A 23,128-nucleotide genomic window follows, 5' to 3' on the forward strand; every position below is an offset into this window, starting at 1 on the left:
GCCGCCATGCGGCGTGAACCTGCGGAGGTCGAGATCACCATGACGACACGGGACGGCACCATCGGCGTTCTCCTGCCCCGCGACACCCCGACGCGGGACATCATCCCCTTCGCCCGGCGTGCGGAGGAACACGGCTTCGACGAGTTGTGGGTGGTCGAGGACCTCGGCTACCGAGCAGGACTCGTACAGGCGGCCACCGTCCTCGCCTCCACCACGCGGATCCGGGTCGGCGTCGGACTCCTGCCGGCCGCCGCCCGCAATGTGGCCTTCACCTCGATGGAGATCGCGAGCCTCGCCCAACTGCATCCCGATCGCCTCGACATCGCCGTCGGCCACGGCATGCCGTCCTGGATGCGGAGCGTCGGCGCATGGCCGAAGAGCCCCCTGACCCTCCTGGCCGAGTACATCACCGTCCTGAAGTCGCTGCTGAGCGGCCAACTCGTGGATCAGCACGGGAAGTACGTGCACATCGACGGAGTACGACTGCATGAGAGCTCGACCCCGGCTGCGGCCCCCGCCGTCCTGGCGGGTGTGCGCGGTCCCAAGTCCCTGTCCGTGTCGGGTGACGTGGCCGACGGCACTCTCCTCGCTGAACCGGTGACACCGGCCTACGTGACAGAAGCCCTCAAGCACATCGCGCCCACCCGCCCCCACCGTCTGGTCGCGTACAACATCGCGGCGATCGACGACGATCCCGCCGCCGCACTGGCAGCCGCCCGTCCCGCCCTCGCAGTGGTCGGAGAACCGGACTGGCAGCCCCACATCGCCCCGCTTCCCTTCTACGACGACCTCGTCGCCCTGCGCTCACGGTGTGACAGCGCGGAGGAGTTCGCCCGCGCCCTGCCGGACGAATGGGTACGACAGCTCGCCGTGGCGGGCACGCCGGAACAGGCACGGTCCAGTTTGGCGGACTTGTTCGACGCGGGAGTCACGAGTGCGATCCTCACCCCCGTGGGTCCCGACTACCGGGCGTCGCTGGAGTCGCTGGCGGCGGTCCTGTGAACAGTCGACCGACACACGTGAAAGAGCACAGATCTTGATGGACCCGGCCACGCGCCGCCGCCGTGCGGCGCTGTTCCTCTTCTTCCTCATACCCGGCCTGTCGATTTCGTCATGGGTGACCCGGACACCCGACATCCGGGACCGACTCGACGTCTCTACCGCGCAGATGGGCCTCGTCCTGTTCGGGCTGTCAGTCGGATCCATGATCGGCATTCTCAGATCCGGAACGCTCGTGGCCAGGTTCGGCACCCGGCCGGTCATGGGCGCCGCAACGCTGCTGATCATCCTCAGCATGGCGGTGATCGGCCTCGGGACCATGCTCTCCTCCGCCCAGGTAACCACCGCCGGACTGTTCCTCTTCGGTGCCGGAATGGGCGGTGGAGAGGTCGCGATCAACATCGATGGCGCCGACGTCGAGCAGAGCACAGGACGGACAGTACTGCCCACGCTGCACGGCTTCTTCAGCCTGGGAACCGTCGTCGGGGCCGCGCTGGGAATCCTGTGTACCGCTGTCTCCTTCCCGGTGCAGTGGCACCTGACCGCCATGGCCGCCGTCACGGCAGCCATGTTCGTCTATGCCTTCCGCTCCATTCCCCATGAGGTCGGCAAGACCCGAGACCACAGCTCGCAGTCCGACGCAAGCACCACACAGGCCCCAGTGCGGGTCTGGAAGGACCCACGGCTGTTGCTGATCGGTGGTGTCATCCTGGCCATGGCACTGGCCGAGGGTTCCGCCAACGACTGGCTGCCCCTGCTCATGGTCGACGGCCACGGCGTGGACCCCCCGTTGGGGTCAGCCGTCTACACCGGCTTCGCCACCGCCATGACCATCGGCCGTTTCGCCGGCGGATTCCTCATCGACCGCCTCGGCCGCGCCCCCGTCGTCCGAGCCAGCGCCATCTGCGCGACCTTCGGAATCGCCGTTGTCGTCTTCGCCGACTCGGCCGCCCTTGCGGGCGCCGCCGTTCTCCTCTGGGGCCTAGGAGCCTCACTCGGCTTCCCGGTCACTCTCTCGGCGGCCGGTGATTCCGGGCCCAACTCAGCCGCGCGAGTCAGCCTCGTGGCGATGATCGGCTACGTCGCGTTTCTCGTCGGGCCGCCCTGTCTCGGTTTCCTCGGCGATCACTACGGCCTTCGCGTCGCCATGATCGTAGTCCTCGCCTTCACCGCCGTGGCGATCATCCTGGCACCTGCTGTCGGCACGCGCTCCGTCGCGTCCTCCCTCACCTCCGAGCCGACAGCCCAGCTGTGAGAGGTGGTTGCATCTCCTCGGTTCGTCGACGATCAGGACCTGGGGGTGGCGGGCCAGGGTCCGGCCCAGCTAGACCCGCCGGAGTTCACCGCCGGAGAGCTGCCTCCCGCCGGGGCCGACCAGGGTTCGGGCGGTCAGTCCGCTGTCGTTCAGCCGCAGTTGGCGAGGCGTTCGTCGGTCTCGTCGTCGGTCAGGGCGGCGTCGGCGAGACGCCAGTTGGATCCGAGCGTGCCGGCGAAGAGATGGTCGGCGGCGACGGCCACGACGACGGGGAACAGGTGACTCCGGAACGCCCTCTTGGGTGGGAAAAAGGGTGTTGCGCCGACAGCTCCAACACTTGCTGGAAGTGGGGCGGTTGCGCAACCGGTCGTCGTTCGTGGCACCCCCGTCGACGGCTCAGTGGAACGAGGCTGGTCACCCCGAGGCCAGCTGTTCCGCTATCTCCTGGATCCAATCGCCGGTCTTCGCGGGGTCGTTGAGAGTCTCAACCCACGCTTCCGGCTCCAGCTTGTGCTTGGCGGGGCCGGATTTGAGAGCGATGAGCAGGGATCTGGCTGACTCCCGCATCTCGGCCGTCGTGCTGCCGCTCCCGGAGATGTCGGGACCCGCCGCCAGGGCGTAGATCTCGCGCGCCATGGCCTGGCGTTCGCCCTTCGAGACCTTCTTCCAGAACTTCAGGGCATGCTGCAGTGACTCCTTGCGGGACGCGGCCTCCGCGGGGGTCTCGCCCTTCGGCGCCCAGCGCTCGGGGTGGTGGACCTCTTCGTAGCGCTTGGTGGCGGCGCGGAGCGCCTTGTACATGGTGACGCCGAGGACGAGGCCGGCCCCGGCCCCCGCGAGGCCCCATCCGACCGGGTTGCTCGCCAGCCCGACTGTTCCCGCCGCGACCGCCGTCACGATGCCGGCGGCGGCCTTGGTGGACTCGCCCCCGCCACTGACCGTCTCCTTGCCCATCTTGGTGAGCTGCTTTTTCCTCGCGTACCCCTGCACTGTGCTCAGCTTTTCCACGTCTTCCTCGGCGCGCTGGAGGCTCTCGGCGGCGTCACGGGCTTCACCCATCGCCTCCCAGGCGGCGTCGATGGCGTCGGAGACGAGTTCCAGCCGTTCCTGGCCCTCGTGGGCCCAGTAGGCGTCCAGTGCGACGTAGGCCTCCGCCGCGGCCCAGCCGGCCTGCTCCCGCGACTGGTTCAGCCGGGCCAGTGACCCCGCGTGGACGAGGTGGGGGTCTCCCAGGCTCTTGATCTGCTTGTACTTGCGGGCCGCTCCGCCGACGCGGAAGGCGGACCGCATGCCTTTGATCGCGCCGATGGAGGCGCTGGCGATACCGCTCGCCTCGGACGCCACCGCAGCGTCCGCCGCTTTCTGGACCTTGGTCACCTCCTTGGCGATGGCGGCGCTGTAGCTTCCCGAATTGGCGGCGCCGACAACCGCGTCGGCCCCCTTGGTCTTGGCCTTCTTCTTCGCCGTGTGGTGGTTGGCCCCGGTCTCGTGCTTCTTGGCGTCCTTCATGTTCTTGTACGCGTCCATGCCACTGACCACGGTGCCGGCGGCCTCCGTGAGGAGGTTCCCCGACGCCGCGGATGTCCCCGAGGCGGCGGTGGAGTGCTTGAGGCCCTCATTGGCCGAGACGGCGGCCTGCTGGGTGAAGGCCGCGTTGGTGGGGGTCTGGAAGCCCTTGATGAAGGTGTCGATGGGTTCGAGGTTCTTCTTGAACCTGTCGAGGAGCGCGGCGATCCGGTCGCGATAGCTCTTCTTCGTTCCGGCGGCCGCGCCGCCGTTCTCCGCCGCTCTGTCTCTCCCAGTGTCCCGGGCGGGGACCCGGGCGGTGTCTCGGCCGCTGTCCCGGGCGCGCTGCACCGCCGCGGTCGTGGCCCGGTTGCCGGCGCGGGACTGCATCGCGAGGAGGGCGTGCTCCGTCGAGCGTGCGGACGTACTCCCGGCCCGGCTCCCGGTCCGGCTCCCTTCCCGACGCTGCTGGGCCGACGCCAGGACGACTGCCGACTGCCGTGTCGAGGTGCGGTGGATCGGGGTGCTCATGGATGGGCCTCTCCTGTTACCGGACCGGGCGCGGCGAAGGTAGCCACACCTGGCAAACAGAAGTGGTGCGGCGGGGAAACTCCTCACGGAGACTGTGGGGCGCGTGTGGTGGATTCAGTTGGTCGTTGCACGGTCGCCGCCCCCCCCTGATCGTGGAGGGCGTGAAGATGGACGTAGGAATGCCCGATGACTTTCGCAAGGTGGTGGGCGAAATGACCGGGCGTCAAAGACGAGGGAGCCGAGGGAGACAGGGAGGGAGATGAGCGGCGCTTTCGGGCTCTCGGTGCACTTCAACGACCTATACTCCGCCCGTCCGGAGGGTCTGCTGGACGGGTGGGTACGCAATGAATTCGCCTCCCCAATCGCGGTCTCCGTGCTGCTTTCGACACCGGAACCGGTGCATTCCAGTTCCACTGATGCAATTGCCGGATCTCGGTCAACGCGGCTTCGCCTTCACCGCGACGAGCATCGCGGCCCGGCTCAACTGCTCGGCGGTCTTCGCCTCCTCCACCGCGGTCAACCGCACTGTCCCCCGGTCCCGTTCGAACGGGACCACGCCCAGTCGCCTCTCCGGCCCAGCCGTGAACGCCTGGAGTTCCTCATAAGGGTCTCGCTGACAACCAAGGTCAGCACCGTTCTGGTGATCGTTGACCGGCCCCGCCTCCATCGGCGCCCTCCCTCTGACGGTCACCCAGGACACCGGTTGCAGCGTCACCGAGGCGGCGTCTCCGTGCCGATCTGTGGGTTTGTTTGTCAGGTCCAGGGAGTGCCGGGCAGGTGTGGTCGGCTTCCTTGCGTGCTGTTCAGGTTCGATGAGTGTTGTCGGCTCAGACCACCTCACCACCCGCTGCTCAGAAGAACCGCGACTGGACAACAGCCGCGTGGTTCGGCACGGCTTCGCTGCGACCGACGTGAAGCTGGGATGGGCCCGTATGACCATCGACGCGGGTGAATCCGTCACTGCCGCCGGCGGAGCGGTGGTCGACAGACCGGTCGTCGAGCGCGTTCGACGACTGCCGGGCCGCAGGACCTGAGGGCCGGCTGCCACGGCCTGGAGAAAAGCCGAAGCAGCGCCTGTCCGCCACGCGGCAACGCCGGTAACGTGCCGACGATACTCACTTCTGTCCTGCTCACGACACTGCCCGCCCTGATCGCGTACGTGGTGGGCCGCCAACTCTCAGGCCGCACCACCGGGTTCGGCAAATGAGCCGTGATGAAGCCTGCCGACGACATGAGGAGTCCGCATGGCAACACCGATCAGCCGTCGCACCATTCTGACGGTCAGCACGGGCGCCGCCGCCGGCCTGTCCCTGCCCGGCGTCACCGCGTATGCCGACGACCGTGCGACCACCGGTGTGAGATTCACCCTGAACGCCCAGGTGCTCGACGGCGGCGAACAGGTCACCTCGATCACCCTCAACACCGCCCGGCTCGGCCCGATCGACCCTGCCAGCCTGACCACCACCACCTTCACCGTGCACGCCAAAGCCACCAGCCCGATCCCCATCGCCGACGACGACGCCATTTTCAGCGAGTACGACCTCGACCGCGCAGTGACCGCCGTCCGGCTCGACCACCGCGGCAACATCGTGCTCGACCTGAGCCATGCCGAGGGTCAGACCGGCGGCAGCACCCTTGGTTACATCGAGGGCAAGAGCCGCAACGTCATGCTCGACCTCGCCTACACCATCACCCAGCGGGCCCCGATCGCCTTACGCGATCACCGACCGATCACCATCAAGAAGTTCGTGCAGGACCGTCGGCTGTCGGACCCCGAGGTCGACGCGTTCAGCTCCCATGTCTCCGGCTCGGGAATGAAGTACCGGCTGTACTCACCCACCGGCTCCCACGCCTCCCGACGGAGCAAGCACCCGCTGATCGTCTGGCTGCACGGCGGGGGTGAGGGCGCCTCACTACCCGACAACTACTACGACAACGAGACCACGCTACGAGCCAACCGCGGCGCACTGGGCTTCGCCACCCCCCAGGCACAGCGCATCTTCGACGGCGCCTACGTCCTCGCCCCGCAAAGCACCTCCGCCTGGATGCAGGACGGCCCCCGCTTTGCGCCCCTCATCCACGAGATCATCGGCGACGTCACCCACAGGAACCGCATCGACCACGATCGGATCTACGTAGTCGGCTGCAGCAACGGCGGCTACATGAGCATGAAGATGACCACTGTCTACCCCAACCTGTTCGCCGCTTCCGTGCCGATCTGCGGCGTCGTCACGTCCTCCCCGCCCGGCGGTGCACCGCTGATCCCAGACAGCGAGCTGGCAAGGATCAGCACCCCCAGCTGGCTCGTCACCTCCCGTGACGACACCACCGTGGACCCGCAGGCCAACACCGTCCACGCGCACGACCTCATCCCGGGCTCACTGATGACGCTCTACGACCACGTCATCTGGAACGGCCACCGGTTCGCCGGCCACTGGTCATGGATCTACGTCGCCCGCAACGACCCCAGCATCAACGGAACGCACATCTGGCAGTGGATGGCCACCCAGCATCGACCCTGACAGGCAACCACGGCCTGGGGTGGTGTCGAGTTCGAGGCGGCCGCCATGACCCTCGGCGACGGTCTCCGCGACGTCGAGTTCCTCGGCTCCGGTGGGATCGGCCGCCGTGTGCAGCGAGCCGAGGTCGACGGGGCGGGACTCGCCGTGAACGGCGGTCGCACTGACGGCGTCGGCCGCCATGGACAGCAGGTCGGCCCATTCCCTCCGGTACAAGGGCTCCCAGCATGGAGTTCTGGACCCGACCGAGCCGGCCGATCTCGGTGCGCGGATCCGTGTCGGCAATCGGGGGACAGGTCGCTTTCGTCGAGGGGCCCGGGGCCCTTCGAAACATTCGAAGCTGCGACCTGCATATCCGATCTTCAGCAACAGACATCATCCCCATGGCCGCATCGGCCAACCCAAACAGGCCTACGAGCAGGCCCTATCACCTTCGTGGACATCGAGTTGCGCACGAATGTTTCGTAATCAAGCGCGAAACTATTGACGCTTGACGGGTGCAGGTCAACACTGTCGGACCAAACCCCCGCCCGTGGAAGACGGAGGAGACCCGCATATGAACCTCATACCTGCGCAGCCAAACCGCAGGCAGACCTGCGCCATGCTGCTGGGCGCCGCGACCGCGCTGGCTCTGCCCAGCACCGCCCGCGCCGACACGGTCGTCACCACGAACCAGACCGGCACCAACAACGGCTACTACTACTCGTTCTGGACCGACGCACAAGGCACGGTCTCCATGAACCTCAGCTCCGGCGGCAGCTACAGCACCACCTGGAGGAACACCGGGAACTTCGTCGCCGGCAAAGGCTGGAGCAACGGCGGACGCAGGGCCGTGACCTACTCGGGCACGTTCAGCCCGTCGGGAAACGCCTACCTGACTCTCTACGGGTGGACGTCCAACCCGCTCGTGGAGTACTACGTCGTCGACAACTGGGGCACCTACCGGCCCACGGGCACGTACAAGGGCGCCGTCACCAGCGACGGCGGCACGTACGACCTCTACCAGACGACGCGCTACAACGCCCCGTCCGTCGAAGGCACGAAGACCTTCAACCAGTACTGGAGTGTCCGGCAGTCGAAGAGGACCGGCGGCACCATCACCACCGGCAACCACTTCGACGCCTGGGCGCGAGCGGGAATGCGCCTCGGCAGCTTCAGCTACTACATGATCCTCGCGACCGAGGGATACCGGAGCAGCGGCAGCTCCAACATCACGGTGTCGGCATGAGCACCCGGACACCGCTCGCGTTACGGCCCGTCACGACGACGCTCGCCGCCGTCGCACTGGTCGCCGCGGGCACTCTCACCGTGAACGCCGCCCCGGCACAGGCCGCGGCCTGCAACGGATACGTCGGGCTCACCTTCGACGACGGCCCGTCCGGCAGTACACCGGCCCTGCTCAACGCGCTCACGCAGAACGGGCTGCGGGCCACGATGTTCAACCAGGGCCAGTACGCCGCCGCCAACCCGTCCCAGGTACGGGCGCAGGTCAACGCCGGTATGTGGGTCGGCAACCACAGCTACACCCACCCGCACCTGCCCCAGCTCGGCCAGGCACAGATCGACTCGGAGATCTCCCGGACCCAGCAGGCGATCGCGGCCGCGGGCGGCGGTACGCCGAAACTGTTCCGACCTCCGTACGGCGAGACGAACTCGACGGTGAAGGCCGTCGGGGCCAGGTACGGTCTGACCGAGATCATCTGGAACGTGGACTCACAGGACTGGAACGGCGCCGGCACGGATGCCATCGTGCAGGCCGCCGGACGGCTCGGCAACGGCCAGATCATCCTCATGCACGACTGGTCCACCAACTCGCGGGCCGCGCTCCCCCGTATCGCGCAGGGGCTGACCGCCCGCGGCCTGTGCGCCGGCAGGATCTCCCCGCAGACCGGCCGCGCCGTAGCCCCCTGACAGATCGGTCCGGCGTTCCCTGTACGACCGCTGCGCACCGCCCATGAGGTGTCGCCCCGGCGACATGCCCGCAGCGACGGCCGGCCTCGCGCCGGCCGTCGCCCTCGTGTCCGCTTCAACCGCGCGCTGTCCGCAGCCCGGGCACCGGTCGAGCGCGGCGTCGCACGGCTAACTGATCGTTTCAGAATGGCTGCTGCACTGGTCGCCGCCTCATGTCAGGCGGAGTCCTTCTCCGAGTAGTTCTGCGACCCGCTGGGCGGCCTCGTCCGGTGGTAGCTCGGCCGGCCAGGGGAGTCGTTCGGCGCCGTCCTGGACTGGTTTCTCATCACGGTCCAGGGGGATGAACCGCCAGTCTCGGCCGTGCCGCCAGAACACGATCACCCCGTGAGGCCACGCAGGAAGGCTGGTGGTCCACCAGAAGGCTGTCCCGCGAGCTTCTTGGTGGCGCTCGTCGGGGCCGTGACCTATTACGATGCAAGCTGCGGCGAAAGCGGCATCGGCGGTACGTCGATCCTGCCAGAACAAAGCCACTGGCCGATCTTATCGATGGCTTCAGCGAGTCTGCGATCTTGCGTCTGGCGATCTTGATCGGCAGGCTGTGCGGGTGCCTGCTGATCTTGTGCTGGATGCCCTGTGGTAGCGCGTCGCGCCGCTGCTGCCGCCCGTTCCCGAGCGTCGTTTTCGCTACCCCGGACGTCTGCGCGTTCCGGACCGGATAGCGCTCGCAGGCGTGCTGTACGTGCTGCGGACCGGCGTTGCCTGGCGCGACGTGCCAGCAGAGACCGTGGGCTGCTCCGGAGTCACGGCATGGCGCAGGCTGCGGGATGGACCGAGGCCGGAGTGCGGTCCCGACTGCACGCCGCCCTGCTGACCGAGCTTCGGCGAGCGAGCCTGCTGGACCTGGACGACTGCGCCGTCAACGGCTCACACGTCCGAGCCCTGAGGGGGGGAACATGTTGGGCCCTCACCGGTCGACCGTGCCCGTCCCCGGCTCAAAGCACCACCTGATCGTCGACCGCAACGGTACCCCGGTGGCCGTCACGCTCACCGGCGGCAACCGACTCGACGTCACCCAGCTCCTGCCGCTGGTGGATGCGGTCCCATTGATCCGGGTCTGCGAGGGGGCCACGCCGTCGGCCCCGGCGACTGTACGCCGACCGGGGGTTATGACTTTGACAAGTGCCACCGCCAGCTGTGGAAGCGCGGCATCAAGCCGATGATCGCCCGACGCGGCATTGCTCACGGCTCCGGACTCGGCAAAGTGCGCTGGGTCGTGGAGCGAGCGTTCGCCTGGCTGCACCATTTCAAGCGCCTGCGCATCCGCTACGAGCACCGGGCGGACCTTCACCAGGGTCTCCTAGAAATCGCCTGCTCCATCATCTGCCTGCGGCGACTCTCGTGATCATTCTGAAACGATCAGTAAGTCGTGGCGTGTCTTCCGCACGGAGCAACGCTCAGGACCTGTGGAGCAGCCTCAGGAGCGCGAAGAGTGTGCCTGCAAGGGCATCCTGTACGTCTTGTGTCAGTACATCGCCTGGCAACTCCTGCCGCTGGAGCTCGGTTTCGGCTCCAAACAGACCTGTTGGCGACGTCTGGACCGCCGGCAGAAGGCCGGAGTCTTCGAGCAGCTGCACCGTATCCCGCTCGCCGAACTGCACGCGGCCGGCGAACTCAACTGGTGACGTCTCAAGAAGGCTGCGGGACCATGATCGCAGAAGCACCGTGGCGGCAAGTTCCCCTGTAGAGGGCGGCGAACGCGCCGGGGCACCCTTCACCGCGCCGCTCGCTACTCACCCGTCTCGTGCTCCGAACGATCCATGGCCGACGGCTCGTTGTGGGTAATGACGGCCGGCGGGTTTGCCTCCGCCCGTGCGCGGTCCGACGCCGTCGCGATCTCCTCGTAGGTCCATTCCCTGTACAGGCGCTCCCCGTGGGCATCGGTGATGTCGACGACCACGCCGGTCCACTCCTCGGCGGGCTGTTCGGGGACGAGTCCCAGTTCGTACGTCGCGTCCTGGAGGAGGGATTCGGTGACGCGTATGCCGGTGAGTCTCTCGGCCAGAGCGAGCACCGCCGCCTTCCGGTCGACGTCCGGGGCGCTCTCGTCGTGCTCTCCCTCGGGAGTCAGGGGGAAGCCGACTTCCCGCAGCAGGGGGACCAGTTCATCGGGCGTGTTGCCGTCGCGCGACGAGGGGCCCTCGAACGTCGTACGAAGGTCACCGTCTTCGAACCAGTGGAAGAGGTGGATGGGCTTGCCGCCGTTGGTCGAGTGCGACACGACCCGGCCGCCCTGCGACAGCGTCTCCACGCACGCGCCCGCGATCCCCAGGCCCCCGTCGAAGCCGAGGACCAGTGTCCAGTCGCCGTTCTGGCCCGGAGCACTGAAGGCGCCCGCGACGTAGGACTCGTCCCAGTAGTCGTAGTCCACCTCGGCGCGGTGGGCGTCATCCGCCTCGATCAGCCCGGCCGTTCCCTCCCCGGTGCCGCGCGGTTCCGCCTGCATCGCGCGCAGCACCTCGCGCGGGGTCCGCCCCCGTATCAGTGTCAGGGTGTATCCGCTCTCCATCGCATGGCGGAAGAGCGGCGAGGTGCGGATCCAGGCGTAGTCGTACGCGGTCACCAAGTTCATACGGCGCAGTGTGCCTGATGCCCCTGACAACGCCCGGTGCAAGCCGGTTCCGCCGGCGAAGACGCGGGGGCAGAGAGACGCGTGTCGAGCGTTCATCGAGAGCCCGGGACTGGCGCTTTCCAGGGGCCATAACGCAGAACTGGTTGCCGCCCGGATCCGCCAGGATGTGCCGTGTGCTGCCGTTCTCGCGGACCGGACGCCCGTGAAGACGGTCCCGCGACCTTGGCTAACCAGGGCGGCTCCAGTGCAGTACGCGGCGCCATGACAGGATCCCCCTATGTCTACCAACGTCTTCTTCGACATCAACATCGACGGCAGCGCCGCCGGCCGGATCGTCTTCACGCTGTACGACGACGTCGTCCCCAAGACGACACAGAACTTCCGCGAGCTGGCCACCGGCCAGCACGGCTTCGGATACGAGGGCTCGGGCTTCCACCGTGTCATCCCGGACTTCATGCTCCAGGGCGGCGACTTCACCCGCGGCGACGGCACCGGCGGCAAGAGCATCTACGGCCAGAAGTTCGCCGACGAGAACTTCAAGCTCAAGCACGACAAGCCGTTCCTGCTGTCCATGGCTAACTCCGGCCCCAACAGCAACGGCTCGCAGTTCTTCATCACCACGGTCCTCACACCCTGGCTGGACGGCAAGCACGTGGTCTTCGGCGAAGTCGTCGAGGGCCAGGACCTGGTGAGGAAGATCGAGTCCCTCGGCTCGCGTTCCGGTGCCACCCGCGCGAAGATCGAGATCGCTTCCTCGGGCGTTCTGGAGAAGTAGCGCCTTCGCCCCGGGCGGCGGGGCCGGCCCGACGCAGGCTGTCCGGCCGCACATCCGCCCGCTTGCCCGGGGCCACAGCAGAGCTTGCGGGAACCGCTGGGAACGGGGTCGTACCCCCGAGCCACCAAGAGGCCCTGATCCCTCGTCAAGGGCGCTCCAAGGGAACGGTCATTCCCTGACGTTCGGGTGCCGGACCGCGACACCTCGTGGCTGCCGGACGGGCAACGCCTCGCCTTGGACAGGGCGCGTGGCTCTGGCAATTGGGGGTGGTGGCGGTCACGGGGGCGCCGCACGGACCAACTGGGAGCCGTGCGGGTGCCCGCCCGCGGCCTAGTTCTGCGGTGCCAGGGTGCGCAGGACGCAGAACTCGTTGCCCTCAGGGTCTGCCATGACCACCCAGTTCACGTCTGAGCCCTGGCCCACATCCGTCTTCGTGGCGCCGAGGCCGAGCAATCTGGTCACCTCGTCCTCGGTGCTGCCATCGATCGGGCTGACGTCGAGGTGAAGCCGGTTCTTCGTGGTCTTGCCCTCGGGCACCTGGATGAACACCAGCGTGGGCGGCATCTGGCGGGCCCGCACATTCTCGACGGTCGGCACCCAGGAGCCGATCTCGGCCTTACCCTCACTCCGGTCGATCACCTTGAAGTCCAAGACCTCGCACCAGAACGCCGCGAGCCTCTCCGGATCGTGGCAGTCAACGACCAACTCGGTGAACCTACTTGCCACGACCCTCCCAGATAGTGCGCAAGGGGCCCAGAGTATTGGCCATGCCGTCCGTCCGACAGATCCGAGATCTTCCTGACTGCATCGCCTCTGTGGGAGCTGCTGTTGGCGGTGCCCCGCTGCGTCGGCCGTCTTGCGAAAAAGGTTCCACGTTCGCGGACGTGCCACGCTCCCGGTTCCCCCGCATCCCCAACATCCACCCGCCGAGGACAACGCAGGACGGCCCGAAGCCGACGTCCAGGTGAACCCGCAACCCGGACAAAACAGCCTCCTGCCACAGCCGCGTAACAGGGGCCGCACAGATACAACTCCCGCCTCACCTCGCCGGTCGCACCTGGTGTGTCGCACATGTGCGCCGCGGCGGAACCGGTGCCGCCCGGCGCGACTCCTCCAGTCCCGAACCAAGTTGGAGTTGACCCGTGCCCAGAACATCCCTGCCGACGCGGCTTGCCGCGACCGCCGCGCTGCTGCTCGCCACAGGCGGCCTGTCCGCGCCCGCCGCCTCGGCGAAGCCCTCGGACGCCACCCCCGGCGACGCCTACGTGCTGACCGTGAGCACCAATCCGACCAGCACCGACTACGACAACCGCCGCGTCGACGTCACCGGCACGGTCACCAAGGCCGACGGCACCCCGGCGCCCAACATCCCCGTCACCATCCAGGAGGTCGTCCGCTTCACCACCTGGAATCCGTGGGGCGACCCGATCGACCCCACCTACTACGAGCCGCGCGACCTGGGCAAGCCGGTCACCGACGCCAACGGGACGTTCACCGTCCCCGACGTCGACATCGACCACGTGACCGGCAGCAGCCTGCTCAACGTCCAGCACGAAGTGCAGATCACGGCCCTCTACGACGAGGACGGCGACCTCAACACCCCGCAGGACGGCTACTACGCGGACACCACCGTGGCCGCCGACGCCAAGTCCAGCTCCGTCACCTACAAGGTCAACAAGAGGAAGGTGAAGGCGGGCGACATCCTCACCGTCCAGGGCAGGGTCACCCTCCCCAAGGGGGTCGAGCCCCAGGGCACCGAGGTCTTCCTGCAGACCTACTGGGAGCAGGAGTACGACGTGAAGACGACCGCCGAGGACGACGGATTCTTCGTGATGTCGGTGCGCGTCTCGGGCTACGACGACACGTTCGAACTGCGCACCGCTCCGACGGACCTCTATGTGGCAGGCGCGCACCAGACGCTCCCGATCACCAACACCTCCCTCCCCCGCACGTAGCCCTCCAGACGGCGGGACTTCGTGCCCAATGGGCCCCGTGGCCCCCGGGAGAAGGGGCCCTGCCGCGGTCGGCGAACTGGTTCACCGGCCGCGCAGCGTCGCGTTGATGGTCTGATGGTCCTTGCCGTGTGCTGAACGACGCCGGCGAGCCGGTCCAGGCTGTGGGCCGGATCCGTCACGACGCACAACGACGCCAGCGGGACACCCCCTGGGCCATGCAACAGCGCCGCCACACAACACACACCCGCCACCAGCTCCTCCCGGTCGAACGCCCCCCCCGGTCCCGGATCGCCGCCGCCTCCCGATGCCAGGACGAGGGCAGCGGACCCAGGGGAAGCCGAGGACTCGCCCCGGCCACCAGCACCTTGCCGGCCGCGGTGAACCATGGCCAGGCCATGTCGTTGAGCAAGGGTCCGAACACCTCGTCGGTCTCGCAGGCCGTCCAGTCCAGGACCAGCGTCTGCCCCTCGCGCAGCACACTGAGCCCCACCACCGCACCCGTGGCGCGCGCCAGGCGACGCGCCGGCTCCCGCGCGGCGGATCGGAGCCCGGGATGCGGTTGCCACCCCTGCCCGAGCCGGAACAGCCGCGGGCCCATCCGGTAACCCCCACGACATCGCTCCACCGCACCCAGCTCGACCAGCTGTTCCAGCAACCGGTACGCGGTCGTCTTCGGCAGCCCGCATTTCGACGCCAACTTGGTCAGGTCCATCGGCGGCCTGCTCGGCCCCGGTCTCCCACGCCTCGCCCGGCCCGCGGGCGGCGAGGTCCAACACGGTCACCGGCGGGGCGGCCGCCGGCACCGGAAGCGCCGACCAGTTCGGCTTCGAGAGGCCGCAGCCAGCGTCACAGGCACGGCCGGCGTTACAGCCGCGGCACACACGATCACAAGGCAGGCAACGACCGCACGGAGACCGTTCATGAGACCCCAGAACGCGAAGGCCGTACAAGCGACTGGCATCCACACACCCGCGACCAGACGACATTCGGCCGACACGGCTGGGCGTGACCGGTCGAGGTTCGTGCGCAACCGGGCAGCGACAGGCTCCTCCCGGCAGCGGACCAGTCAGCTGCCGGGAGGGCGCTGGGTCACCGCACCACGCCAACCAGTCAGTCAGGTCGTCAGGTCGTCACGGCAGGGTCCATTTCTGGTTGGCGTTGGCGTGGCAGGTCCACAGGTGGACCGCGGTTCCGTCGTTCCAGGTGCCGCCGGAGGCGTCCAGGCACTTACCGGACTGCGGATTGCGGACCGTGCCGTCCGACTGGGCCGCCCAACTCTGCGCGCCCGAACCGTTGCACGTCCAGAGCTGGATCCTCGTGCCGTCCGCAGTGGCTCCCTCGGACACGTCCAGGCACTTGCCCAGCACCCGCAGCGTGCCGTCACCAGGGACCGACCACTTCTGGGCGGCAGATGTGTTGCACGTCCAGATCTGCACCTTCGTACCGTCGGCCGTCTGGGCGTTGTCCACGTCCAGGCACTTGCCGTTCACTCCCTTCACCTCACCCGAGCGGGGGCCGGGCTCCTGGCCGCCGGCGTGCTTGACGCGGATGTTGCGGAAGGACACGTCGTCGCCGTCGCCGTGGTTCTGGATGCCGATGTGCCCCTGCCGCAGGCTCCGTACGGGGTCGGTGTTGGTGAAGTCGTTGATCTTCCGGCCGTTGAGGAAGATCTCCAACCGCTCGCCGGTGACCCGGAGTTCGTAGGCGTTCCACTCCCCCGGCGGGTTGAGCGCCGCGTCCCGTGCGGCGATGTCCGCCGACTTGAAGCCGTAGACGGAGCCCGTCGTGCGGTCGGCGGCGTCGGTGGCGTCGATCTGGATCTCGTAGCCGTTGTTCACCGCCGTCCACGGGTCGTCGGAGGCCGGGAAGCCGATGAAGACACCGGAGTTGTCGTCCCCGGCCATCCGCCAGTCGAGCTTGAGGGAGTAATCGCCGGTGAACTCCTGGGAGTTGTACCAGAACAGCCCCATCCCGCCCACGGAGGTGAGGGTGCCGTCCGCGAGACTGAACTGCCCGGGGCCGGCCTGCTTCCAGCCGCTGGTGGACGAGCCGTTGAACAGTGACGTGTAGCCGGTCTCCGGGCGGCAGTCGGCGTCGGTCATGCCGGCGGCCCAGCGGATGCCGCCGAGGAGGTGGCGCCGGAAGGCGGGCTCGGCGTACGAATCCTCGGTGTGGCCGCCGCCGGTGTAGAAGGCCCGGCCACCCTGGTAGTCCTTGCACCAGGCGATCGGATGGTCGCCCGACATGTTCCCGCCCGAGTAACTGGACTCGTCGAGCGAGGCCAGGACGCGGGCGGTGGTGCGCGGGTTGGTGCGGTAGTTGTACCACTCGTCGGTGCGCTGCCAGGTGCTGCCCAGGTGGGCGGTGGAGTCGTGCGCGCGGTCCTCCACCTTGACCGTGGCGGACTGGATGGCCGGGTGCGAGTGGAAGAGCGCACCTGCCAGACCCTCGTAGAAGGGCCAGTCGTACTCGGTGTCGGCGGCGGCGTGGATGCCGACGTATCCGCCGCCGCCCTGGACGTACTGCTCGAAGGCCGTCTGCTGGGCCGAGTTCAGCACGTCACCCGTCGTCGACAGGAAGACGACGCTCTTGTACTGGGCGAGGTTGCCTGTCGTGAAGGTCCCCGCGTCCTCGGTCGCGTCCACGGTGAAGTTGTTCGCGGAGCCCAGACCGCGCAGGGCCGTGATGCCCTCGTCGATCGAGGAGTGGCGAAAGCCCGCCGTCTTGGAGAAGACGAGGATCTTGTACGCCGGGTCGGCCGCCGCGAGTGGCCGTGCCTCGGCGGTCACGGAACCGGTGACCGGCTGGCCCACCTCTCCGGGCAGCGCCGCGGCCTGCGGGGGCAGACAGAGTGTGGCGCCCACGAACAGGCCGAGGGCCGCTTTCAGGTAAGTACGCATGGTCGGTCTCCTCCCTCCTACGGCAGGGTCCATTTCTGGTTGGCGTTGGCGTGGCAGGTCCACAGGTGGACCGCAGTTCCGTCGTTCCAGGTACCGCCCGAGGCGTCCAGGCACTTGCCCGACTGCGGATTGCGGACCGTGCCGTCCGACTGAGCCGCCCAACTCTGCGCGCCCGAGCCGTTGCACGTCCAGAGCTGAATCCTCGTACCGTCCGCGGAGGCCCCCTCGGACACGTCCAGGCACTTGCCCAGCACCCGCAGCGTGCCGTCACCGGGGACCGACCACTTCTGGGCGGCAGATGTGTTGCACGTCCAGATCTGCACCTTCGTACCGTCGGCCGTCTGCGCGTTGTCCACGTCCAGGCACTTACCGTTCACGCCCTTCACCTCACCCGAGCGGGTGGTGTCGCCGGAGGTGGTGAGGGAGAACTCGTCCACGTCGAAGAGCGCGCCGCTGCCGCCCTTGAAGACGAGGTGGAGGGAGGTGGAGCCGGCGGGCTGGTTGCTCAGGCCGGCCGTCACGTCCTGGAAGGTCTCCCACCCTCCGGTCACCGGCACGGTCGCCGTGCCGAGCAGGGTGCCGGTCGGGGATCCGGCGCGGACCTCGATGGTGCCGCCCGCGCCCGCCGATGAGACCCGGGCGGTGAACCGTGTCGCGTTGCCGAGGGCGTACGGCTGGAAGGAGATCCAGTCGCCGTTCTCGATGTTGCCGACGGTCTTCCCGCCGTGGGCGGGACCGTGGGAGATGACGTCGACGCCGGCGGAGGCGCCGTAGTGCTCGCCCTGCCGGTGGCTGGGCTGGACGACGTGCTGGTCGTGTGTGGTGAGCGCGGGCTGGCCGCCGGCGCCCTTGTCGGTGTACTCGGCGTCGATCACTCCGAAGATGTTGGCGTTGGGGTCGTGTTCGCCGTCCGCCAGGGTCTGGAGTGTGCCGCTGCATCCGGTGGTCGAGGTCTGCGGATGGCCGTGACTGTCGTGTCCCACGACGAAGGTGACCTTCACCTTGGAGCAGTCGATCGTGCCGTCCGTGCCGTCTTCGGGATCGGTCACCGTCACCTTGAACGGGATGGCGTCGCCGAAGTCGTGGATGCTTCCGTCCGAGGGCAGGTCGAGCTTCACCGTGGGCGCGGTGTTCCCCACCGTGATCTGTACGGAGGCGGTCGCGGACTTGCCGGTGGTGTCCGTGACCTTGAGCGTGGCCGTGTACTGGCCGTTGGTCGCGTAGGTGTGAGAGGGGTTGGCGGCGGTGGAGGTTGCGCCGTCGCCGAAGGTCCAGGTGTGGCTCAGGGCACCGCCGTCCGGGTCGGTGCTGCCGGCCGAGGAGAACGAGACGGCCAGGGGCGCCTTGCCCGAGGTGACATCGGCCTTCGCCTGAGCGGTCGGGGCGAGCCCGTCGGTGACGTGCTCGATGCGGTACAGGGCGGAGTTCTCGTCGCCGCTGAAGTAGCCGGTGCCGTAGTCGAGGACGTACAGGGCGCCGTCGGGCCCGAAGGCCATGTCCATCACCTGGGTGCCGCTCCAGGGGAAGGGGTTGATGGACTGTACGGTGCCGTCGGTGCCGGACTCGATCCGCTTGATCCAGCGGCGGCCGAACTCCCCGGCGAAGTAGTCGCCGTCGTACTCCTGCGGGAACTTGACCTCGGAGGTGGAGGCGGCGTCGTAGCGGTAGACCGGGCCGCCCATCGGGGACTCCGAGCCGTTGCCGAACTCCGGTACTGATCCGCCGTCGTACGGGATCCAGGCGGGCTGCACGGGAGGCAGCGCGGTGAGGCCGGTGTTGTTCGGTGAACTGTTCGTGGGAGCCGCGCAGTTGAAGGCGGCACCGGAGGCGCCAGTGGCGAAGTTGTAGTCGATGTACGCGTCGTTCTTGCCGGTGCAGTAGGGCCAGCCGAAGTTGCCGGCCTTGGTGATCCGGTTGAACTCCACCTGCCCGCCGGGTCCGCGCGTGGGGCTGGCGGTACCTGCGTCAGGGCCGTAGTCGCCGAGGTAGACGATGCCCGTGGGCTTGTCGACGCTCATGCGGAAGGGGTTGCGGAAGCCCATCGCGTAGATCTCGGGGCGCGTCTTCGCGGTGCCGGGCGCGAAGAGGTTGCCACTCGGGATCGTGTACGACCCGTCCGCGTTGACCTTGATCCGCAGGACCTTGCCCCGCAGGTCGTTGGTGTTGGCCGAGGAACGCTGCGCGTCGAAGGCGGGGTTGCGGGTGGGGCGCTCATCGATCGGGGTGTAGCTGTCCGAGGCGAACGGGTTGGTGTCGTCGCCGGTGGACAGGTACAGGTTTCCGGCCGCGTCGAAGTCGATGTCGCCGCCCACATGGCAGCAGAGGCCGCGGGAGGCCGGCACGTCGAGGATCTTCTTCTCGCTGCCGAGATCCAGGGTGCCGTCGGTCTTCAGCACGAACCGGGACAGCCGGTTGACCCCGTCGAAGGGGGCGAAGTCGGAGGCCGTGCCCTCGGCCGGGGCGTCACCGGCCGGAGTGCTGAGCTTGGGGGCGTAATAGAGGTAGACGGACCGGTTGGACGCGAAGCCGGGGTCCACGGCGACGCCTTGCAGGCCTTCCTCGTCGTGGCTGTACACGTCCAGCTTGCCCGCGACGGAGGTGGTCCCGGCGGCGTTCGTCAACCGGACCGTGCCGTCCCGGGAGGTGTGCAGGACCGAGCGGTCCGGCAGCACCGCCAGGGTCATGGGCTCGCCCGTCTCGGCCACACCCTTGGCGAGCGTGACCTGCTGGAACTCGACGGCGGCCGCCTTGGGCCCGGCGGCCGGATCCGCCTGCTGGGCGGCGGCCTGGGGCATGGGCAGCAGACAGCCGAGAGCGCAGGCAGCGGCGGTCAGCAGGTAACGGATACGTCTGGTTCTGAGCGGTTTGTTGCGCACAGAGGTCTCCCAAAGTGGGGTGGGATGACGGCAGCCCTCACCGGGCTGCCAAGCAGTGCACAGGCGCGCGCCGTCGCGCCGTCATGACCGGTCTCGGCCCTATGACCGGTTCATTTCAAGGAAGTTAGCGAGCTTTGTTGAGCTCCGTAACCCGTTTCACACAAGATCTCGATACTTTTTCCACGTGCGGGACAAAGTTGGAACTCCGGCTTGCCTGGGGCGACTTCGGGCGTGGGATCAGCTGTGCCGGCGCGCGCCGGTCCGACAGGTCGCCGACCCGTAGATCGCGCTGGCGTTGATCGCGACCGCGACCGAGCGGCGGCGGCTCGGCCCGACGGTTTCACCGCTGGCCCGTCAACGGCCGGCCAAGGTCGCTCGGGAGACAGCGATGAAGTCCGTGGAGGCAACCCGCACCTGCGAACCGAGCTGGAGAAGCGGCAGGTCGGCGACGTACCCGCCCTCCCCCATGGCCACCGCATGACCACGCGGACGGGCAAGCTCCGCGCGGACACCCTGCTCGAAAGGCTGCCGAATGTGCCCTGCTCTCCCTGCTCTCAAAGCTGTCCGCCACTGACGGAAACCCAGGTGGCCACAGCGCACGCTCTGGGTAGAGTCGGGCGATGCCCGAGCTGCAGCGGCTGCATGACGGCCACTCCCCGGCGGTCCTGGCCTTCGAGCTGGCGAACCGCGCCTACTTCGCGGCCTCGATCTCCGACCGCGGCGACGACTTCTTCGACCAGTTCACCGACCGGTTCAACGCCTCGCTGGCCGAGCAGGAGGCCGGCATCTGCGCCTTCTACGTGCTCGTCGCCGAGGACGGCTCGGTACTCGGCAGGTTCAACCTGTACGACTTGGAGGACGGCACCGCCAGACTCGGCTACCGGGTCGCGGAGCGGGTCGCCGGACGCGGCCTGGCGACCGCGGCTGTCCAGGAGCTGTGCCGGACGGCGACAGCGATGCACGGTCTGCTCACACTGCGGGCGGCCACCTCCCACGACAACGCCGCGTCCCAGAACGTCTTGGCCAAGGCCGGGTTCGTCCCGGTTGGCCCTGCCGCCCCGGCCGATCTCGGCGGCAAGTCAGGCACTTGGTACCTGTGCGACCTTCGGCCAACCGTTGGAGCATCGCCGCGCCCGCGCCCGCGCCCGCAGCCTCGGAGCTGAGGCAACATCCGACTGCAGGCGCTCGCGGTTCCGGTCGGCGAAGGCCTCCAGGTGCTGGGCTTAGGGGGTGCGTGACGCCGGCCCGGCGGGAGCTCGTCGAAGTGTTGTCCTCGATGGGGTGGACCAGCCGAGGGAGACGCGGTGGAGCCAAGTCGCGGATCGCGTGCGGCGGCTGCCGCGAGCGGAACTGCGGAGTCTGTCCGTCGTCGTGTTGGGAAAGTCCTGGGCGGAAGGGCGCAGCGGTGCCCGTGCCCGGTTGGGCCTGCGGCCCCACCCCGCGCGACCGGGGCCGCAGGGTGGGGGGCGTCGGCCGGCGTCGTGCGCCGGCTACCGCTTCCCGACGGTGTAGGTCAGGTGGGTCACCCGGGACGACGCGTCCGTGCGGGTCTGGTCGAGGGCGAGGCGGGCCGGGTCCACGCGGTCGAACAGGCGGATGCCGGTGCCGAACAGCACGGGGGCGAGGGTGATCGAGAACTCGTCGATCAGGCCGCTGTCCAGGTATTCCTGGATCGTCTCGGCGCCGCCGGCGATGCGCACGTCGCGGTCGCCGGCGGCATCGCGGGCCCGGTCCAGTGCGCTCTCGACGCCGTCGTTGACGAAGTGGAAGGTCGTGCCGCCCGGCCGCTCCCACGGGTCACGTTCGGTGTGGGTGACAACGAAGACGGGGGTGTGGAACGGCGCCTCCTCCGGCCATGCCAGCTCGCCGCCGTCGAACATGCGCTTGCCCATGACGCTCGCGCCGGTCCGCTCGTACGTCGCCCGTGCGATGTCGTTGTCGAGCCCTTCCTCGCCACCTTCGCCGAGCTTGAGGTTCTCGCGGAAGAACCGCTGCGGGAACGCCCACGCCTGCAGCTCCGACCACTTCGTCATCCAGCGCCGAACCCTCGGGTCGTTCTGGCCTCCGGGCGAGAAGACGAGCTCCACGGGCACGTCCTCCGGCGCCATGAAGCCGTCGAGCGACATCGTCACGCTGAAGAACACCTTCCCGGCCATCAGCTCTCCGCTCCCTTCGGGGTGGTCTCGTTCCGGCCGGTATCGCTCCGGTCGGTATCGCTCCGGCTTAGTTCGGTGACGTAAGCCGCCAGGCTGCTCAGGGTCTGCCGACCTCCCTCGATCGCGTGGTACTTCTCGACCGCCTCGTCGCGCAGTTCCTTGGTGGGGAACACCGTGCGCATCACGATCCGGGTCCCCTCGCCGGCCGGCTCGAAGGTCAGGACCGACTCGAAGGCGTTGGGGTCGTCGCGGGACTCGCCGTGCAGCAGCGCGATCCGCTCCGGCGGGACGATCTCCCGCCAGGTGATCCACTCCTGGTAGTCGGTCCCGTCCGGCCCGTGCATCACGAAGTCCCAGGCCCCGCCCGCGCGGAACTCGAAAGACCGCGTCGTCGTCGTGAAGCCCTCCGGTCCCCACCACCGCGAGAGGTGCCGGACTCGCGTGAACGCCTCGAACACCACCTCCCGCGGGGCGCCGATCACCCGGGAGATCACGACCTCGCGGTCCGCGGTCACGTGCGCAGCCTCGCCGCCGCTACTGGTCGTCGCCATCGTGTGGTCCCTCCTGCCTTGCCTGCTCCAACTCCTGCACGTACTCGTCCAGCCGGTCGAAGCTCTCGCTCCAGAACCGTTCGAAGCCGCCCACCCACTCGTGGATCGGCCGCAGCCCGCGGGCGTCCAGGCCGTACAGCCGCTGCTTGCCCGCCCCGCGGACCCGCACCAGCCCGACCTCGCGGAGCACCCGCAGGTGCTTGGACGCCTGTGGCTGGCTCATCCCGAGATCCCGCGCCAGCCCGGTCACGGGCCGCTCGCCGCCTCGCAGCAGCAGGAGGATCTCCCGCCGCTGCGGCTCGGCGATCGCGTTGAACGCGTCCGAGGTCGTCGCCGCTCGTGCCATGGTCCTCATCATATGCCTATATCGGCATGCGTCAACGACTGTGTGGCCACTGACCGGCTCGGGCCGGTCCGACTGGCCGACCTGGCTGTGACGAAGGTGCGGCAACGCATGACCGGGTGGAGGGCTGCTGAGAGCGGGGCCCGGCCTGGAAGGGCCCCGACGCCGACCGTTACGCACGACGAACCGACCAAGCAGATCGTCCGGAACGCCTGCGCCGAC

The 23,128-nt window shown here is 68.4% G+C and carries 18 protein-coding genes and 1 pseudogene; 10 read left to right on the forward strand and 9 right to left on the reverse strand.

All coding sequences use genetic code 11. The features are described 5' to 3' along the window. Window positions 1-6 precede the first annotated feature (6 nt). Window positions 7-1,002: an LLM class flavin-dependent oxidoreductase gene (locus ACIBEI_RS05985; RefSeq protein WP_398885501.1), complete on the forward strand. Its 996-nt coding sequence runs from the start codon at window positions 7-9 to the stop codon at window positions 1,000-1,002. A gap of 37 nt (window positions 1,003-1,039) precedes the next feature. After that, entirely contained in the window at window positions 1,040-2,254 is a 1,215-nt protein-coding gene (locus ACIBEI_RS05990; RefSeq protein WP_398885503.1) for an MFS transporter, read from the forward strand. 414 nt (window positions 2,255-2,668) lie between these two features. Here the strand turns inward: ACIBEI_RS05990 and ACIBEI_RS05995 are convergent, their stop codons facing one another. Then, on the reverse strand, window positions 2,669-4,291 hold the full coding sequence (locus ACIBEI_RS05995) for a hypothetical protein (protein WP_398885505.1): 1,623 nt from the start codon (window positions 4,289-4,291) through the stop codon (window positions 2,669-2,671). Between the two features lie 1,244 nt (window positions 4,292-5,535). On the opposite strand from ACIBEI_RS05995, the gene ACIBEI_RS06000 reads away from it, so the two are divergent. The 5 genes and pseudogenes from ACIBEI_RS06000 (at window position 5,536) to ACIBEI_RS06020 (ending at window position 10,403) form a co-directional block, all read left to right on the forward strand. Then, window positions 5,536-6,813 (forward strand): prolyl oligopeptidase family serine peptidase, encoded by a 1,278-nt coding sequence (locus ACIBEI_RS06000; protein ID WP_398885507.1) that lies wholly within the window; start codon window positions 5,536-5,538, stop codon window positions 6,811-6,813. A 553-nt stretch (window positions 6,814-7,366) separates the two neighbouring features. Further along, entirely contained in the window at window positions 7,367-8,038 is a 672-nt protein-coding gene (locus tag ACIBEI_RS06005; RefSeq protein ID WP_398885509.1) for a glycoside hydrolase family 11 protein, read from the forward strand. Beyond that, on the forward strand, window positions 8,035-8,721 hold the full coding sequence (locus ACIBEI_RS06010) for a polysaccharide deacetylase family protein (RefSeq protein WP_398885511.1): 687 nt from the start codon (window positions 8,035-8,037) through the stop codon (window positions 8,719-8,721). Before ACIBEI_RS06005 ends, ACIBEI_RS06010 begins: the two co-directional genes overlap by 4 nt. Before the next feature lie 652 nt (window positions 8,722-9,373). After that, window positions 9,374-10,123: pseudogene (locus tag ACIBEI_RS06015) on the forward strand (IS5 family transposase). A 61-nt stretch (window positions 10,124-10,184) separates the two neighbouring features. Next, a complete protein-coding gene (locus ACIBEI_RS06020) occupies window positions 10,185-10,403 on the forward strand; it encodes a transposase (protein ID WP_398885513.1) in 219 nt (72 codons plus the stop codon). Between the two features lie 104 nt (window positions 10,404-10,507). Here ACIBEI_RS06020 and ACIBEI_RS06025 read toward each other — a convergent pair whose 3' ends face one another. Beyond that, window positions 10,508-11,350 (reverse strand): DUF6461 domain-containing protein, encoded by an 843-nt coding sequence (locus ACIBEI_RS06025; RefSeq protein ID WP_398885515.1) that lies wholly within the window; start codon window positions 11,348-11,350, stop codon window positions 10,508-10,510. Between the two features lie 277 nt (window positions 11,351-11,627). Between ACIBEI_RS06025 and ACIBEI_RS06030 the strand changes: the two genes are divergently transcribed. Continuing rightward, a complete protein-coding gene (locus ACIBEI_RS06030) occupies window positions 11,628-12,125 on the forward strand; it encodes a peptidylprolyl isomerase (RefSeq protein ID WP_398885517.1) in 498 nt (165 codons plus the stop codon). Between the two features lie 330 nt (window positions 12,126-12,455). Here ACIBEI_RS06030 and ACIBEI_RS06035 read toward each other — a convergent pair whose 3' ends face one another. Further along, a complete protein-coding gene (locus ACIBEI_RS06035; protein ID WP_398885519.1) occupies window positions 12,456-12,851 on the reverse strand; it encodes a VOC family protein in 396 nt (131 codons plus the stop codon). A gap of 416 nt (window positions 12,852-13,267) precedes the next feature. On the opposite strand from ACIBEI_RS06035, the gene ACIBEI_RS06040 reads away from it, so the two are divergent. Then, window positions 13,268-14,080, forward strand: a complete 813-nt coding sequence (locus ACIBEI_RS06040) for an acyl carrier protein (RefSeq protein WP_398885521.1) — start codon at window positions 13,268-13,270, stop codon at window positions 14,078-14,080. A 175-nt stretch (window positions 14,081-14,255) separates the two neighbouring features. Here the strand turns inward: ACIBEI_RS06040 and ACIBEI_RS06045 are convergent, their stop codons facing one another. The 3 genes from ACIBEI_RS06045 to ACIBEI_RS06055 form a co-directional block, all read right to left on the reverse strand. Beyond that, entirely contained in the window at window positions 14,256-14,792 is a 537-nt protein-coding gene (locus ACIBEI_RS06045; RefSeq protein ID WP_398885523.1) for a helix-turn-helix domain-containing protein, read from the reverse strand. A gap of 418 nt (window positions 14,793-15,210) precedes the next feature. Then, on the reverse strand, window positions 15,211-16,980 hold the full coding sequence (locus ACIBEI_RS06050) for a lectin (protein WP_398885525.1): 1,770 nt from the start codon (window positions 16,978-16,980) through the stop codon (window positions 15,211-15,213). Between the two features lie 17 nt (window positions 16,981-16,997). Beyond that, a complete protein-coding gene (locus tag ACIBEI_RS06055) occupies window positions 16,998-19,856 on the reverse strand; it encodes a PQQ-dependent sugar dehydrogenase (protein ID WP_398885526.1) in 2,859 nt (952 codons plus the stop codon). 620 nt (window positions 19,857-20,476) lie between these two features. Here ACIBEI_RS06055 and ACIBEI_RS06060 point away from each other — a divergent pair. Continuing rightward, a complete protein-coding gene (locus ACIBEI_RS06060) occupies window positions 20,477-21,019 on the forward strand; it encodes a GNAT family N-acetyltransferase (protein ID WP_398885528.1) in 543 nt (180 codons plus the stop codon). A 327-nt stretch (window positions 21,020-21,346) separates the two neighbouring features. Here the strand turns inward: ACIBEI_RS06060 and ACIBEI_RS06065 are convergent, their stop codons facing one another. Genes ACIBEI_RS06065 through ACIBEI_RS06075 form a run of 3 tightly spaced genes read right to left on the reverse strand, consistent with a single transcriptional unit; the run spans window position 21,347 to window position 22,909 of the window. Beyond that, on the reverse strand, window positions 21,347-22,012 hold the full coding sequence (locus tag ACIBEI_RS06065; RefSeq protein WP_398885530.1) for a dihydrofolate reductase family protein: 666 nt from the start codon (window positions 22,010-22,012) through the stop codon (window positions 21,347-21,349). Next, window positions 22,012-22,563 carry an SRPBCC family protein gene (locus ACIBEI_RS06070; protein WP_398885532.1) on the reverse strand — a complete coding sequence of 184 codons (552 nt, stop codon included), beginning with the start codon at window positions 22,561-22,563 and terminating at the stop codon, window positions 22,012-22,014. Before ACIBEI_RS06070 ends, ACIBEI_RS06065 begins: the two co-directional genes overlap by 1 nt. Next, entirely contained in the window at window positions 22,547-22,909 is a 363-nt protein-coding gene (locus tag ACIBEI_RS06075; protein WP_398885534.1) for an ArsR/SmtB family transcription factor, read from the reverse strand. The genes ACIBEI_RS06070 and ACIBEI_RS06075 overlap by 17 nt, the downstream gene beginning before the upstream one ends. Between the last annotated feature and the right edge of the window lie 219 nt (window positions 22,910-23,128).

Source organism: Streptomyces sp. NPDC050988 (genome assembly GCF_044456225.1).
In the GTDB taxonomy this organism is placed as follows: Bacteria; Actinomycetota; Actinomycetes; order Streptomycetales; family Streptomycetaceae; genus Streptomyces.

Excerpts from the sequence above, each read along its gene's own strand:
- ACIBEI_RS06025 (WP_398885515.1), bottom strand. The coding sequence starts at position 11,350 with ATGAACTTGGTGACCGCGTACGACTACGCCTGGATCCGCACCTCGCCG.
- ACIBEI_RS06060 (WP_398885528.1), top strand. The coding sequence starts at position 20,477 with ATGCCCGAGCTGCAGCGGCTGCATGACGGCCACTCCCCGGCGGTCCTG.
- ACIBEI_RS05985 (WP_398885501.1), top strand. The coding sequence starts at position 7 with ATGCGGCGTGAACCTGCGGAGGTCGAGATCACCATGACGACACGGGAC.
- ACIBEI_RS06075 (WP_398885534.1), bottom strand. The coding sequence starts at position 22,909 with ATGGCACGAGCGGCGACGACCTCGGACGCGTTCAACGCGATCGCCGAG.
- ACIBEI_RS06045 (WP_398885523.1), bottom strand. The coding sequence starts at position 14,792 with ATGGACCTGACCAAGTTGGCGTCGAAATGCGGGCTGCCGAAGACGACC.
- ACIBEI_RS05995 (WP_398885505.1), bottom strand. The coding sequence starts at position 4,291 with ATGAGCACCCCGATCCACCGCACCTCGACACGGCAGTCGGCAGTCGTC.
- ACIBEI_RS06030 (WP_398885517.1), top strand. The coding sequence starts at position 11,628 with ATGTCTACCAACGTCTTCTTCGACATCAACATCGACGGCAGCGCCGCC.
- ACIBEI_RS06010 (WP_398885511.1), top strand. The coding sequence starts at position 8,035 with ATGAGCACCCGGACACCGCTCGCGTTACGGCCCGTCACGACGACGCTC.
- ACIBEI_RS06050 (WP_398885525.1), bottom strand. The coding sequence starts at position 16,980 with ATGCGTACTTACCTGAAAGCGGCCCTCGGCCTGTTCGTGGGCGCCACA.
- ACIBEI_RS06070 (WP_398885532.1), bottom strand. The coding sequence starts at position 22,563 with ATGGCGACGACCAGTAGCGGCGGCGAGGCTGCGCACGTGACCGCGGAC.
- ACIBEI_RS05990 (WP_398885503.1), top strand. The coding sequence starts at position 1,040 with ATGGACCCGGCCACGCGCCGCCGCCGTGCGGCGCTGTTCCTCTTCTTC.
- ACIBEI_RS06005 (WP_398885509.1), top strand. The coding sequence starts at position 7,367 with ATGAACCTCATACCTGCGCAGCCAAACCGCAGGCAGACCTGCGCCATG.
- ACIBEI_RS06000 (WP_398885507.1), top strand. The coding sequence starts at position 5,536 with ATGGCAACACCGATCAGCCGTCGCACCATTCTGACGGTCAGCACGGGC.
- ACIBEI_RS06065 (WP_398885530.1), bottom strand. The coding sequence starts at position 22,012 with ATGGCCGGGAAGGTGTTCTTCAGCGTGACGATGTCGCTCGACGGCTTC.